We start from the raw sequence: 14,635 nt of genomic DNA, 5'->3' as shown, positions 1-14,635 counted from the left end.
GGGTGATCAAATGGTAAATATCAGGGCTTTTAAAGAAGAAGACAACAAAACCCTGCTGAATATTGAAAGAATGTGTCCTCAGGGAAATGAAGAATGTGCAATGATGGTTGACAAAGGACCAGACATAACCGCAAGGTATGAGCTTTACGATAACTGGGAAATTCGTGTTGCAGAAGAAAACGAGAAAACTGCAGGCTGGATAGGCTGGACTGTAAAACAGGGTTCCAAACAAAAATATGTTTATGTAGCTGAAGTAATGGTTCATCCGGATTATCGGAGGCAGGGAATAGCGGTCAAACTCCTGAGAGAAGCAGAGAAAGCTGCGCACGAAGCTAAGGCTTCATATATCTACAGCTATGTATACGAACCAAATGAACCTTCAATGAAGCTTTTTGAAAAGCTGGGATACATTCAGGAAAAGGATGTCAGAATCGTTGCAATGTCCGCATATAAGAAAGAACATGCAGAAAGAGAGTATGAACTTTCAAGAGTAGACGGGAAGGACCTGCCCGAAGCTGTAAGACTTATTAATAGTTATTACAATGGAAAGACTCAGTTTTCTTCATTTACTGCTCCAGGTTTCAGGACATACGCAAATCGTATACTTGGATACGGACTTGAAAATTTCATTGTGGCAAAGTGGAAAGGTAATATAGTGGCCTGTGCCGGCTTCTGGGATTCTTCGGTTCTCATGGAAATGGCATATACGAAAGAACCAATGGTATGGAAGATCATGGCAAATGCCTACGGAATACTCAGGCATTTCGTCAGTATGCCAAGAATACCACCTGAAGGAGAGTTCTTCAAATTCCATTCCATAGTAGACCACGCATTTAAGCCCGAACATGCACTTGCAATGGAAGAGATACTTAATTACTGCAATAACCTCATGTTCGACACCAAATGCGAATTCTTCGGAACCTATATAGACCCTGATGACCCGATACTTGAAGTTATGAAGAAATTCAAACCACTTTCTGAGACAATGTACCTCTACGCAAAACCAATCTCAGGAAGACTGCCAGATTTCAGCAGCATCTATGTGGATTGCAGGGACCCGATACTCTGAGAAAATAAAAGTGTCAGTTAACAATAAAAAGCACCCGAACCTTCTTACCTACTAATGGAACGTGTGATAATCCATGTGGATATGGACTACTTCTACGCTGCTATAGAAGAGAGGGAAGACCCTTCCCTTAAAGGAAAGGCCGTTGTAGTCTGCATGTATTCGAACAGAGGGGAATCGGGTGGAGCTGTAAGCACATCTAACTATGTTGCCAGGGAAGCTGGTATACGCTCGGCTATGCCCTGCAAACTGGCAAAATCCAAAAAACCTGATGCCGTTTTCCTGCCGGTGCGCAAGCTGTTCTACGAGGAAGTTTCTGCAAATGTAATGGAAATATTGAAAGCCAATTCCGACAGCGAAGAAGCCTTCGAGAAGATCAGCATTGATGAGGCTTTCCTTGATATTACTGAATCCTGTAAAGGCAATTATGAATTTGCAAAGGAAATTGGCCTGAGAATTAAAGAGGAAGTAAAGTCACAGGAAAGAATAACATGTTCTGTGGGAATAGGTCCAAACAAGCTTATCGCCAAGATGACATCGTCTTTCCAGAAACCTGATGGAATCACCATTGTCAAACCAGAAGATGCACAGGAATTCCTTAAACCCATGCCTGTGAAGAAATTATGGGGAATCGGAAAGGTCACTGAAGATAAATTAGCTGAAATAGGTATCAGGACCATTGAAGAACTTGCTGCCTATGATGCCATGGAACTGATTTCTGTTTTTGGGAAGAAAAAAGGTATTTGGCTCAAGCAAGCAGCAACCGGCATTGATGAAACTCCTGTAAAAGAAAAGACAACAAGTGACCAGATAGGCAGGATGGCATCACTTAAACATGACAGCAGAAATGAGAATATGATATTTTCATTGCTGGACGAACTCATGGATGATGTCATAAACAAAGTTAATGTAAGAAAAGTGTCTTTTCGTTCTGTAACAGTAACAGTTATATTCTCTAACTTCAAAACTTCAACAAAAAGCCGCACATTAAACCATGTTGTAAATGACAGGGCTATTCTCAATGAGAATGCAAAGGAACTGATGAACCAGTTCCTTGAGGAAAGTGAGATGAATTTCAGACGTATAGGTGTCAGAGTAGATAGCCTGCAGCAAAACACCGGTCAAAAGAGCCTGTTTGATTTTTGAGGTAAAGATAATGGCTGCATATGAGAATATATATTCTAGCAACAGACCCGATGACAATAACTGGAGAAGCCGGCTCTATGATGTCATATTTGAGGCAGATAAACCTATAGGAAAATATTTCGATCTCTTGCTTATAGTAAGCATCCTGTTGAGTGTCCTTGCAGTTATGCTGGACAGCGTCAGGTCCTTTCGGATTGGAAACGAAGAATTGCTCTATAATATAGAATGGTTTTTCACAATACTTTTTACGATTGAATACATTCTTCGCCTTATATCCGTTAAAAGCAAGATCCAATATTCAACAAGTCTTTTTGGAATAGTTGATCTGCTGGCAATAGTCCCGACCTATCTGAGCCTGTTCCTTCCAGGAAGCCAGTTTCTGCTGGTTATAAGGATACTCAGGGTTTTAAGGATATTTCGTATTCTCAAGCTGGTTAAGTACCTTAATGAAGCTGAATTACTAATCGATGCTTTGAAGGCCAGCAGCCGGAAGATAACTGTTTTTCTTTTTACAGTGCTAACGCTTGTCATTGTCCTGGGATCACTCATGTACCTGATCGAAGGAGAGGAAAACGGATTCACAAGTATACCAATGAGCATATACTGGGCTATTGTAACCCTGACAACTGTAGGTTTTGGTGACCTTGTGCCACAGACATCACTTGGAAGAGCTCTGGCTTCTGTTGTTATGATAATGGGTTACAGTATTATTGCTGTTCCCACCGGTATTGTAACAGCTGAGATGAGCCTGGCCTCTATTGATGCACGGGATAGGGCAAGACCTAAAATTATCTGCAATAATTGTGGTAATCAGAATAATGATGTAGATGCCCGATTCTGCAAACATTGTGGAATAAAATTATGAATATTATATCAAATATTGCTGTTCATTAAATATATGATATTGAATATAATAATTTCTTATTTTTTTATCAGACCTCTTCATATAGATTTTAGATTTATTTTTACAGAGCAGTTCGGAAAATATAAGCATATATCAACATCATCCTCATTATGATATCCAGTCATGCCGGATACATATAAATATGAGAATCCAAGACACCTTTCACTTGTAAATGAATGCTATAAAATTATACTATTGGCATAAGCAGTTTACAGAATAATCTTGTTACTTTCAATGAACGGGGAATCTATATTTCAATCTGCGAACCAAAAAACGATGAGCTAAAGAATCAACAGCTCAAGCTTCTGAAAAAGGCCTTTGCATCAATACAAGACCTCATAGTCGTGATAGACCGTGACCTGAAAATCGTAACAAGCAACTGGAAGGATTGTGACTCAATACCTGCAAATGAAAAACAGGGGCATCCTTACTGTTATAACTGCCTTATGAAGCGCAGCACCCCATGTGAGCCATGCCATTTGCTTGAGGTCTTTACCACCGGCAAATGCAAGAGATTTGAAATTGAGGACCCTCTGGATAATAAAACGAAGCTTGTTGAACTATCCCCTGTTTTTGATGATTATGGCAATGTCACAATGGTCGTGCGACATTCAAAGGATATCAGTGAGCGTAAATCTGTAGAAAGAGTCCTTCAGATGAGGGAAAAACAACAGGCTGCTGTAGCTAAACTTGGACAGGACGGACTTGCCGGGGCAGACCTTGATACTCTGATGCTGGAATCTGTCATACTTGTAGCACAGACACTGGATGTGGAATATTGCAGGATAATGAAACACGAGGATTCCAATTCTGTCATGATTGCAGGTGTCGGCTGGGGAGAAGAATGCCACAGTGATTCTGAAACAGAGAATGATGGGAAAAATATAATCTTTTGCTACACTCTCTATTCAGGTGAAAGAGCTATAGTTCATGAGAACAAGACACAGAAAAAATTCAGTGGTTTATCCTTATTGAAAGATCATGGTATGGTAAGCGGTATGGATGTGCTCATTGGTTGCAAAGACAAGCCTTTCGGAACTATGAATGTCCATACGACCCAGAAACGAATGTTCACAGAAGACGATATACATTTTGTCCAGTCCGTAGCCAACGTGCTTGCCGAGTCCCTGAGCAGAAAGGAGACTGAAGAGAACCTCAAGGAGTATGCAAAAGAGCTTGAAGATGCAAATTATCTCAAAGTATTGTTCACTGATATTCTCACCCATGACCTTCTCAATCCTGCCAACATCATTCGTGGATTCACTGAGGAACTAATCATCCTTGAGGATGATTCGGGCAAAAAGAAACTACTCAATAAGGTCCACAAGAACAATGAGAAACTAATTGAGATGATGAAATCGGCTGCAAAGTTCATTAAACTGGAATCTGTGGATGATATCAGATTTGAAGAACAGGATATCGTACCCATTCTGGAGAAAGTTATCAGGAACTTTGGCCCTGAAATGAATAAAATGGATATTGAACTTGATTTTAAATCTGCAAGAGAATGCCCTTCACTTATCAATCCTCTGATAGAAGAAGTATTCCTGAATCTGCTTTCCAATGCCATTAAATTCAGCCCTCCAAAAGGAAAAATAACAATTGATATCTCAGATATAGGGGACGAATGCAGAATTCAGATCACTGATTTTGGTCCCGGTATCAGTAACGAAGATAAGCCGAGGATATTCGAGCGATTCAAGCAGGCAGATAAAGGCAGCGTTAAAGGAAGTGGCCTTGGACTTGCTATCGTAAAAAGAATCGTTGACCTTCATAAGGGAAATGTCGGGGTCGATGACAATCCGCTCGGCAGCGGAAGTATCTTCTGGGTCAATCTGAAAAAAGCATTGTGAACCGAACTAAGTAAAAAGGAGACAGCTATCTCTTTTTCTTTTTACTGATCTCAACATCCACCTGGACCTTCCTGACAGCAAGGTCTGTTGCCAGTCCCCGCAGCATCCATCTCAATGCAGAAGCCTGATGAGTGAGATTTTTTGGAAACTCTTTCTGGACGATGGATGACACTTTTTCCCCGGCTTCTTTCTGCAGCTCAGCAAGTCTTTTTCTGGAAAAAGAATCCATACCACCTGTTTTCAGTTGGGCGAATGATTTAAAACCGGGGGATGGACTGGTATTCAATTCATTTATTCCCAGTTTTAACTGAGGAGAAACAGATATTGAATTAACATTCGCAATGAACTTCCTGTCTGCCGGTTTAACGGATGAAGATTTTGATGAGGTCTTAGATGAATTCTTTGATGAGGATGTTGGCATTGCCAGTCTGTCAGCCGTGCTGTTCTGTTCCCTCGGGACCCAGTCGAATTTAACCTTCAGATCATGTTTTTTGATTATGGAGGCTGTTTCCTCTTTTATCACTCCAAGGTTCTGGTTCTTAACCTTCCATTTACCTGACATCTGGCTTATCACAAGCTTGCTATCCCCGTAAACCTGGAGAGGACCTTTTCCTCCAAGATTCAGATAATTAAGTATTCCTTCTTTAAGTGCGGTATATTCAGCAACATTATTGGTATTGCTGGGAGTCGGTTTTTTTTCCTTGCTTCCTTCTGTTGGAGCTTTCCCACTGCTCCAGTTGATTACCCAGCCAAATCCCATTATTCCTCCCGGATTTGGATCGCAGGAGCCATCAAAGTTCATCGTGTCCATGTTACATTTAAAAGTGGGTCATTGCTTTTGTATCTTTAGGTGAAGAGACAAAAAAGAACTTATGAGCTTCTGGTTGTTTTTTTAAAGCTCAGTGCATCCTTCGGACATATATCAATACATCTTCCGCATTTGATGCAGTCTGGATTGTGCGTTATCTCTACTATATTCAGATGCATAGGGCACACTTTTTCGCATTTGTAACATTTTATGCATTTATCAATATCAACCTGTAACGGGTATTTATTCACTCCGACAATGCTCTGCAAAGTTCCCATTGGACAAAAAGTACACCAGGTTCTTGGAGCAATCGTTACTCCCAGTATAATTGCAATGGATGATGTTGTCAGGCACATAACAACCAGAACCATACCTATCTGGTTCACAAGTCCGTGAGTATTCATTAGCCTGTAACTCATAAAGACCATCATCAACAGGAAAAGAGGAACTCTTATCCAGTAACTTTTGAGCACCTTTGGTATCTTTTTCTTCTCAGATACCCGACCGACCCAGAAGTCCATGAAACTTCCTCTGGGGCATAGATTCCCGCAGAACCAGCGTCCTCTGAATGGTGCTATCAGAAAAATAGCGGCAAACACCAACAGCATAAAATAACCAAGTATCGGGAACCATAATCCTGCAATTGAAACGATTATGACAAGCGGTCCCATATATGGTGTTATCTTTAACATAATTTCACCTTATAGATATTTTTATATTCTTGTTTTGTAACTATTCAGCCTAGCTCACTTCCACCAAGCTGATTTCTTCATCCACGATCAATTCTGCAACTTTGGAACAAATGAATTGCCATAAAATATTGCACTAATTGCATCGATAACAGATTCAGAATTCTTATTAACAGTAGACACGTATCCTCTTATACGGCAGAAATTTTTTGCACCCTGTTTACTGCGGAAAGTACCTGATATCTTCTGCTGTACTTTCGTCATTCTGATATCTCTTTCAGCCTGATTGTTATCAAACGGAACGTTTTGGTCGTACATAAATCGCAAGATATCCTCTTTATGGCCAATAAACCTATCCAGCAAATTCTTTACCGTGGTCTGCTTCTTACGTCCTCGTTTTTTAGACCGCACATTTGATTCCGGATCAGGAGGATTTTCATTCACTCCTAAACAAGTTATGTGATCATAATCCTCACTGAACCTTTGAATTAGCTCAGTATCTAAAAGATCATTATCAACATGATGTTTAATGCATATCAAGAGATCACTCATTATCTTTGGCCACTGTTGATCCCTGTTTTCGGAAGCTCCAGTTAACTCTCGTAATAAATGTGCATTACATAATGAATGTTGACATTCATATTTGTTGTACGGTTTCCAAAAATCATGTGTTGCAACACCAGTGTAACCTGGTAATATGCCCATAGCATCCATTGCTTCTGAGCCCCTTTTGCGATGTGCAAAATAATAGGTCAGTTTGTCTGTACCTGCCACATGAAGCCAATTACGAACTGCATTTATTCTCATTCCTGTTTCATCCAGATTGATGACAGGAGATTCTTTCAGGAGATGTTTCACTGTATTTTCAAAAGCTCCAAGCTTCTCAAAACAACTACGTTCCGTGTTCACCAAAGTAGCAGGACTTATCTTGCATCCCAAAATATCAGAGAACAACTTGGTAACACGCTGATAAGGAAGTAATTGGTAAGTGTGCAAATAAACTGCAAATGACTTAACTCGATGACCGTATTGAGTCGGCTGAGTTACACCATCTGGAAAAAGAGCTTTGTTTACATGAGAACATTTGGGACATGTTTTAATCTCGCAACGATGTTCAATGCAATTGATAGTTATAGGAGGAATGTCAAAGACCTGTCTTCTTTCATAGTCAGAGGGAACAGAAGCTAACGATCTCCCACAATTGACGCATTGATTAACAGGATGAACAATAACTTCATCCGGATCATCATTTATTCTTAATGTAGTACCAGGATGACCGTTTTGACCACCTACATGCTTATTGGTCTTTTTTCTTTGACTTTTAACGGTTGGTTTATTCCGTGCATAAGAATCAGTAGAAGGTGGTTTGCTACTGTTGCGACTATTCTTTTCAAGCATTTCTTCCAAATGCCTGACACGCTCTTCAAGTTGTGCAATTTGGAGAGATTGATGTTCAATTATCCCAAGTAATCGAGTTACAAGTTCTACTACTGCTTCTGGACCAGCTTCATAAACTGCAAGTATTTCTTCGCGGTCTATACAAATCCCCTCAGATTGATAGACGTTTTTTATGATATTTTACTGAATATTTTTTAACACATAGAATGAAGCCATAGTATATTGTTTTTTGCATCATTAAAACAGTTAGGCTGAATAGTTACCTTGTTTTTATTAATGGTTGTTGGTTTCAAAGAATAAAAAAAGTAAAAATAACTCCATTAGCTTTAATGAGTAAAAATTAGTTTTCAAACTGGATTAGTATACATTGCCTGTTGATAAAAAGTGAGGATAATGTCACCGCACATAATCCTCAATTTATATGTTCTATATTTTGTTTATTGGTGATGTTTCAAATCTCTAAATTCACTTGTTGTACACAGCTGCAAACTCCACAAAATCATCAAAATCGACATCATTGTCTTCGTCAAAATCGAATATTGAAGAGTATCTTACATCACCTGAACTTGAATTATATACTTCGGCTAATTCCACGAAATCATCAAAATCAACATCATTGTCTCCATCAAAGTCCCCTTTTATAGATTCTGGAGGCAACACTTCCGGTATCACTTCTAACAGCCAGCTAACAGAATCACTTCCTTTAGCAGCCACAACAGTTGCTTCAATATCATATATACCCTCTGAAAGTGATTGTGTATTGTAGTAAGATTGTGTTACATCTTCATCAGTTTTAACAACGGTACCAGCCACAGACCAGCTTACATCACATACATCGTTTGTCTGTATGCTAAAAATCTGTTCAGCGCCATTTGAGAATATGCTATTTGAAGCAGGTTGGGAAGAACTTATAGAAAAGAGAGCTACCACATTCGGATTCCATCCAAAGTCCTGAGTATACATGGCAGTGTTCGAATATGAAGAATATTCTCCAACCCATATTCCAATGCCCATCTCGTTATAATTGGAACTCAGGATATTTGCCCTGTGCCCAGCTGAGTTCATCAAATTTTCGTGAGCCTTTACAACATCAGGAGGATATTTCATAGCAATGTTCTCACCAACACGGTAGAGCGAATAGCCTGCATCACTTAGCCTTTCCGAGAAAAGAGTACCATCAAATGAATCGTGAGAGAAGTAATCATTTTCTATCATCTCTTTACTATGATCTCTTGCAACCTGGGTAAGAACAGGATTCAGAGTTAATGACTCAAGTCCATAACTCAGCCTTTCGTCGTTGATCAGATCCAGCATCTGTTGTTCCTCCAGTACATAAGTCTCTTCTGCGTAGACAACGCTTGTGAAAAAGGTCAACAGAAAGATAAATACAAAAAAATATCCTGGCAAATAATACGTTTTATTCATGGTAAGATCCCTCATAGGAACGTTTTGCGGGAGTGTTCCTTAAGGGCAGAGGTATTCAATATTTTATATACATTCTTATATAATAAATTGTAATTGATAACTTTATTGAACAAATAAAACAATAAATGTAAAACGTTTATACAATCTTCAAAAGTACTTTCCTAAAGAGTTTTTGTTCTCTGTTCACCCACCTATATATTGGGTTTAGGCTACAATTTAAAACAAGGGAAAGCCCATGAGGAAAATGACAGAATATCATATCATGATTCAGTGCGAATAATGTACATGCGGAGTTATGAATGTGGAAAACGGTGCTGCAAAGGAAGTGGAACTTATGCTCGAACATATCGGGAACAATCGTAAGAAACTGGGCATCTGAACCTGAAGTGGAGAGGGAGTAAAGCATGGTGCATAAAAATACAGGATATCATAGCGATGAGCATGCAATGAATTGACATGAGAATGAGCATGAAGAACACATGGAACATCAAGGGCATCAGGGACATTCCAATCACCATGCAAAGATGGTTCATGATTTCAGGAACAGGTTCTGGATATCGCTTGCATTGACCATATCGATTCTTCTCTTATCATCCTTCAATTATTTGCAGGGGTTCTTCCAGAAAAAAAGCTTCCAGAATTAAGGAAGTTCAGGAGAGAGGACTTACTGTGGCAATGGTCGGGACGGTATCAATGATGCGCCTGCACTGGCACAGGCAGACATCGGAATAGCCATTGGGGCGGGGACTGATGTTGCAGTGGAAACCGCGGACATCGTACTTGTAAAGAGCAATCCTCTTGATGTTATGACAATCATCGATCTTTCCCGCACAACATACGGCAAGATTATACAGAATCCTTTCTGGGCTACAGGCTACAATGCCCTGGCAATTCCACTTGCAGCAGGGGTGCTTTTCCAGCATGAAATATTGTTATCACCTGCTGCCGGAGCAGTACTTATGTCATTGAGCACGATTATAGTCGCTATAAATGCCAGATTGCTGACCATTGACAGGGACAGAAGTGCCGTATAATTTCAATATATATATAAATAAACATGTACAATATATTCTCATGCAGATCCTGATACCAGATATCATTGACACAGCCCTAATAAGTGGTGTAATATCAATTTTTCTTTTTGCAAACATCCTTATAAAGAATTACCTGAAAATAAACCTCAGGGATGTAGGTGCTGATCTTGCTATTGGAGCACTGGTAATCCAGCTTGCTTTCATCGCAACTTTACTCATTGACCAGCAAATGGACTTTTTCTGGAACAATATCGTTCTTGTAATCTGTTTTGCACTTTTCTGGATCGCATCCCTCTGGCTGGCCGGTAAGAAAGATGCTTTGACTGACATGTTTTCCTATACTATCGGAACATTTGCTCTTGCAGCATCGATCATGCATTTTCTGGGAACGTTCAGGCCAACAGGTATGGTAATTCTCCTTACATATTGTTTTATCCTGTCAGTATTAGCTTTCCTTTTAGCTGACTACCTTAGGACAGAAACTGTCAAACTTGATTTTGAAAAGTTTACCAGAGACCTGCAAATATATGATATGAATGAAAGCTACAGAAAACTGGAAACCGGGACAGGAAATATCGACCCTCTACAACCTGTTATCGATCTTATACGTGGGGCCATTCGGAACAAGGATAACTTTGTTTCAACCGTAGGTATCAGAAAGATACCTGAAATATGTACAAAAGTTTTGGCATCAAGCGGGAACAAAGCTCTCATCATAAAACACTTGAATGCGCACCTGTACCAGCTTGCAATCCTTGCAGGGGATGAAAAGGATAGATTTGCACTGATAGAAGTTATCGATGCTTTTGGTTCTATTGGAAAACAGTGTTCAAAGGCAGATATAGAGAGTTTCACGTTGCATACCATAAACAGTATGACCAGTTTTTTTGAAATGTACAGGGAAAGAGAACATTTCTCACAGCTGGATAAACTGGCATTGATCAAACGTTCAAAAAGCCCAAAAGACCTTGTTAATATCGTTACCAATAAGGTAGTATCCACCCCCATGCATCAACTTTCGATTGCAACCGGTGACATCGGAATCTCATCTGCGAAAAAAGAGATGTCGGAGCCCACCGAGAATTCAGTGGTCCTCTTGAAGAAGATAGCTCTTGATGCTGCAGTAAACAGGGATACTGCTACTCTTGAGAATATCAGGAAAGTCCTTATTGATTTTGCAAGAACTGTTGATAGTAAGGATCAGGACCATCTGAAAAAACTAATCATCTATACACTAAGAGACATTGGAATAAAAACGATTCACGAATATCCTAATCTGAAAAGGCATGATTGTCTTGATAAAGTAATAGAGACATTGAAAGAAATTGGAGAAATATTTGGAAAGAGTTCTGTAGTCGATGTAACAGCAGCTTTAAAAGATATCGGAATTGTTGCCGCAAGAAAACATTCTGATGATAATGTTTCAAGGATCATTCCGGTTATGGAATATTTCTGCACGGTTGCGGCAGATAATAATCTTGAAGAACAGGCATCAAATGCTGTTAATTCAATACTCGCAGTTTGTGAGATATCCATCAAGGAACAGATGGTTGAATCCACTGCAAGTTCTTCAAAGAGCTTTGCGAAACTTTCAAATATTGATTCTATTTCCATTTTTGTGAACGAAGCTGTTTTAGAACTTGGAAAATACAGAGAAATGGACAGGGAAATGTTCGCACTGTTCGAGAAGACCTATAATAACTCCGGCGGCAAGTAAAACCGGCTTTTCGAAGATTATATGTACTGTCATTGTATTCTAATATTGCTATAGTTAGGTGGCATGTAATATGTTCACAACTATAATTTTAATTTAAACCAAGGGATTATCATGGAAATCAACGGAGTAGAAATTGAAGATACTTTCGCAGAAGCGTTTCCGATCAAGATTGCAAGGGTTCTCATAACCGCAGCTACAAAACGCTGGGCAGAGATAGCCGCCCTGGAAGCAACAGGATTCGGTACATCTGTTATCATGTGCCCTGCAGAAGCAGGTATTGAAAAGTTCGTGGGTCCTGATGAGACACCTGACGGAAGACCTGGTGTTTACATCCAGATCTGCACCTTCGGATACGAATCACTTGAACACCAGTTACTTGAGCGCCTCGGACAGTGTGTGCTTACGGCACCAACCACAGCTGTCTTCAATGGTCTTCCAGATGCAGAGAAGCAGTTTAACGTAGGTTTCAAACTCAAATTCTTCGGTGACGGTATGGAATCCGAGACTGAAGTTGGTGGCCGCAAGATGTACAGCATCCCAATCATGGAAGGCGATTTCCTCGTAGAAGAGAACATCGGTGCTGTTGCAGGTATCGCAGGTGGTAACTTCTTCATCTTCGGTGACAGCCAGATGACAGCACTCACAGCAGCAGAGGTTGCAGTGGACGCTATCAAGGACCTTGAAGGCACCATCACTCCATTCCCAGGCGGAATCGTCGCCAGTGGTTCCAAGGCAGGTTTCAACAACTACAAGTTCATGAAAGCAACAGCAAACGAGAAGTTCTGCCCATCCATCAGGGACAAGGTTGAAGACACCCAGATACCTGAAGGTGTAAAAGCAGTATACGAACTTGTCATCAACGGCCTTGACGAGGATTCTATCCAGAAAGCTACAAAAGCAGGTATTGAAGCAGCTATCGCAGTTCCTGGCGTTTCAAAGATAACAGCAGGAAACTATGGCGGAAAGCTCGGTAAATACCAGTTCCACCTGAAAGACCTCGTGTGAGGGTCTTTTCTTTTTCTTTTTTTTTCCTTATCTTAGTCTATTCCGTATTTCCGGCAGAATCTTTGAATTCCATAGGTTTATATCTTTCACATTTACTAATGTGCTGTTAGATATGTATCCATTGGAACTTGTAGAAAACTGGATTGAAGCATTTAATAATACAGATTATAGTTGATTCTATAGATTGTTATAGTGAAGCAGCCATAAATCATCAAGTTCCCAATTCCAGATGAATAACTTAGTTTAATTAGGATTCATTCAAAAATCATTAAGGCAGATTGCTATGGAACCAATAGACAAACTAAGCAAGCTTCTAAAGAACACAGCTCTTAATGCATTAGCTGGTTGGTCAATGGTACTACTGCTTTCACTGCTGTGTATCGGGAATTTTATCTACGGCAGGTTCATGTGGACCATACTTATTGCTTTTGTGATCTGCATAATAATAGCTCCTGCAATTATAATGCGCAAGCTCTCAATTATGCCTTCGTGGTACTTTATAGTATTAGCAATCATACCCATTGTCGGAAGTACGACGGCTTATTATTTCTTTTCCACCAGCATACCATTCTATCTTTCAGTAGCTACCATCGCTCTGCTGCTGGCGGCTGAGATTAATTGGTTCACTGCTGTAAAAATGAATTACAAATTTGCCATACTCCTTGTGCTTATCGTGACACTTGCAATGTCAGGCCTCTGGCACTTGATACAGTGGCTTTTAGACATGAATTTGGGTACCAGTTATATCCTCAACAATCAGACATCTGATGCCATAAATAGTGCTATGATGCATGAGTTCATCTATGCTGCAATAGCGGGTATTGTTGCTGGACTCATATTCGGTTGGTACTTCAGGCCAGGTGGATCTATCGGTAATGTAGAGATTCCTATCCAAATGTCTGAAGAAGCATCTAATTACATTACATCCAGGCCGCCTGCACCTATCCGCAAGTTACTCGGCATCTCTAGCAATAAACAAAAACTTGCAGCAAAAATCATGCAGATATGCCTTTTCATATTACTGATAGCAGGAATCCTTCTAAAGGATCTATCCACAACCATAAATGCAGCCGCAGGTTTGGCTATCACATTTATACCGTATTTTATCACACGCAAATTTGATATTCCACATTATACAGGACTGACACTGTGGATAACACTCGCCATTTTCCTGCATTCCATCGGGACTTTTGCGTTCTATGAGAGCATTGCAAGATGGGATAATATAACCCATGTCCTCTCAGCCAGCATTGTAGCAACTGCGGGGTACACAATTATAAGGGCTATAGATATCTATTCCAATGATATTTTTATACCACCAAAAGTGCTGTTCCTTTTCATCCTGCTTTTTGTGCTGGCAACCGGTGTCCTGTGGGAAATTTTTGAATTCCTTAGCGGAGGAATTAGCTCAGAATTAGGCTACGAAGCAGTACTGGCTCAACATGGTATTAACGACACAATGGTAGACCTGTTATTCAACCTGCTGGGAGCTATCCTTGCAGCTGCATGGGCAACTGTTTATCTTTCCGATATATCTTACCGGCTTGCGGACAAGTTTGAGGAAATTGGTATTAAAAAAAATAAGTAACT

At 40.0% G+C, this 14,635-nt stretch carries 11 protein-coding genes and 1 pseudogene; 8 read left to right on the top strand and 4 right to left on the bottom strand.

Translation table 11 applies throughout. The features are described from left to right. Positions 1-10: 10 nt before the first annotated feature. The 4 genes from V7O67_RS01795 (at position 11) to V7O67_RS01780 (ending at position 4,969) form a co-directional block, all read left to right on the top strand. Positions 11-1,069, top strand: coding sequence for a GNAT family N-acetyltransferase (locus V7O67_RS01795; protein ID WP_342303736.1), 1,059 nt, complete (start codon positions 11-13; stop codon positions 1,067-1,069). Positions 1,070-1,123: 54 nt separating this feature from the next. Then, positions 1,124-2,212 (top strand): DNA polymerase IV, encoded by a 1,089-nt coding sequence (gene dinB, locus V7O67_RS01790; RefSeq protein ID WP_342303737.1) that lies wholly within the window; start codon positions 1,124-1,126, stop codon positions 2,210-2,212. A gap of 10 nt (positions 2,213-2,222) precedes the next feature. After that, a complete protein-coding gene (locus V7O67_RS01785; protein ID WP_342303738.1) occupies positions 2,223-3,077 on the top strand; it encodes an ion transporter in 855 nt (284 codons plus the stop codon). A 383-nt stretch (positions 3,078-3,460) separates the two neighbouring features. Further along, a complete protein-coding gene (locus V7O67_RS01780) occupies positions 3,461-4,969 on the top strand; it encodes an ATP-binding protein (protein ID WP_406670663.1) in 1,509 nt (502 codons plus the stop codon). 25 nt (positions 4,970-4,994) lie between these two features. Here V7O67_RS01780 and V7O67_RS01775 read toward each other — a convergent pair whose 3' ends face one another. The 4 genes from V7O67_RS01775 to V7O67_RS01760 form a co-directional block, all read right to left on the bottom strand. Further along, the gene (locus V7O67_RS01775) at positions 4,995-5,780 is read right to left on the bottom strand and encodes a ribonuclease HI family protein (protein ID WP_342303740.1); all 786 of its coding nucleotides are present in this window, start codon (positions 5,778-5,780) and stop codon (positions 4,995-4,997) included. Positions 5,781-5,839: 59 nt separating this feature from the next. Next, a complete protein-coding gene (locus tag V7O67_RS01770) occupies positions 5,840-6,469 on the bottom strand; it encodes a 4Fe-4S binding protein (RefSeq protein ID WP_342303741.1) in 630 nt (209 codons plus the stop codon). Between the two features lie 87 nt (positions 6,470-6,556). After that, positions 6,557-8,005 (bottom strand): IS66 family transposase, encoded by a 1,449-nt coding sequence (gene tnpC, locus V7O67_RS01765; RefSeq protein WP_406671409.1) that lies wholly within the window; start codon positions 8,003-8,005, stop codon positions 6,557-6,559. 324 nt (positions 8,006-8,329) lie between these two features. After that, positions 8,330-9,238: a CAP domain-containing protein gene (locus V7O67_RS01760; RefSeq protein ID WP_406670662.1), complete on the bottom strand. Its 909-nt coding sequence runs from the start codon at positions 9,236-9,238 to the stop codon at positions 8,330-8,332. A gap of 649 nt (positions 9,239-9,887) precedes the next feature. Here V7O67_RS01760 and V7O67_RS01755 point away from each other — a divergent pair. From V7O67_RS01755 to V7O67_RS01740, 4 genes and pseudogenes are all read left to right on the top strand, one after another. Next, positions 9,888-10,323: pseudogene (locus tag V7O67_RS01755) on the top strand (HAD-IC family P-type ATPase); the annotation flags it as partial. A gap of 40 nt (positions 10,324-10,363) precedes the next feature. Continuing rightward, positions 10,364-12,040, top strand: a complete 1,677-nt coding sequence (locus tag V7O67_RS01750; protein ID WP_406670661.1) for a hypothetical protein — start codon at positions 10,364-10,366, stop codon at positions 12,038-12,040. Between the two features lie 111 nt (positions 12,041-12,151). Then, positions 12,152-13,045, top strand: a complete 894-nt coding sequence (gene fhcD / locus V7O67_RS01745; RefSeq protein WP_406655994.1) for a formylmethanofuran--tetrahydromethanopterin N-formyltransferase — start codon at positions 12,152-12,154, stop codon at positions 13,043-13,045. 283 nt (positions 13,046-13,328) lie between these two features. Beyond that, entirely contained in the window at positions 13,329-14,633 is a 1,305-nt protein-coding gene (locus tag V7O67_RS01740) for a hypothetical protein (protein ID WP_406670660.1), read from the top strand. Positions 14,634-14,635 lie beyond the last annotated feature (2 nt).

The organism is Methanolobus sp. ZRKC4, assembly GCF_045291305.1.
GTDB lineage: Archaea > Halobacteriota > Methanosarcinia > Methanosarcinales > Methanosarcinaceae > Methanolobus.
This window is presented reverse-complemented; position numbering and strand designations above follow the sequence as displayed.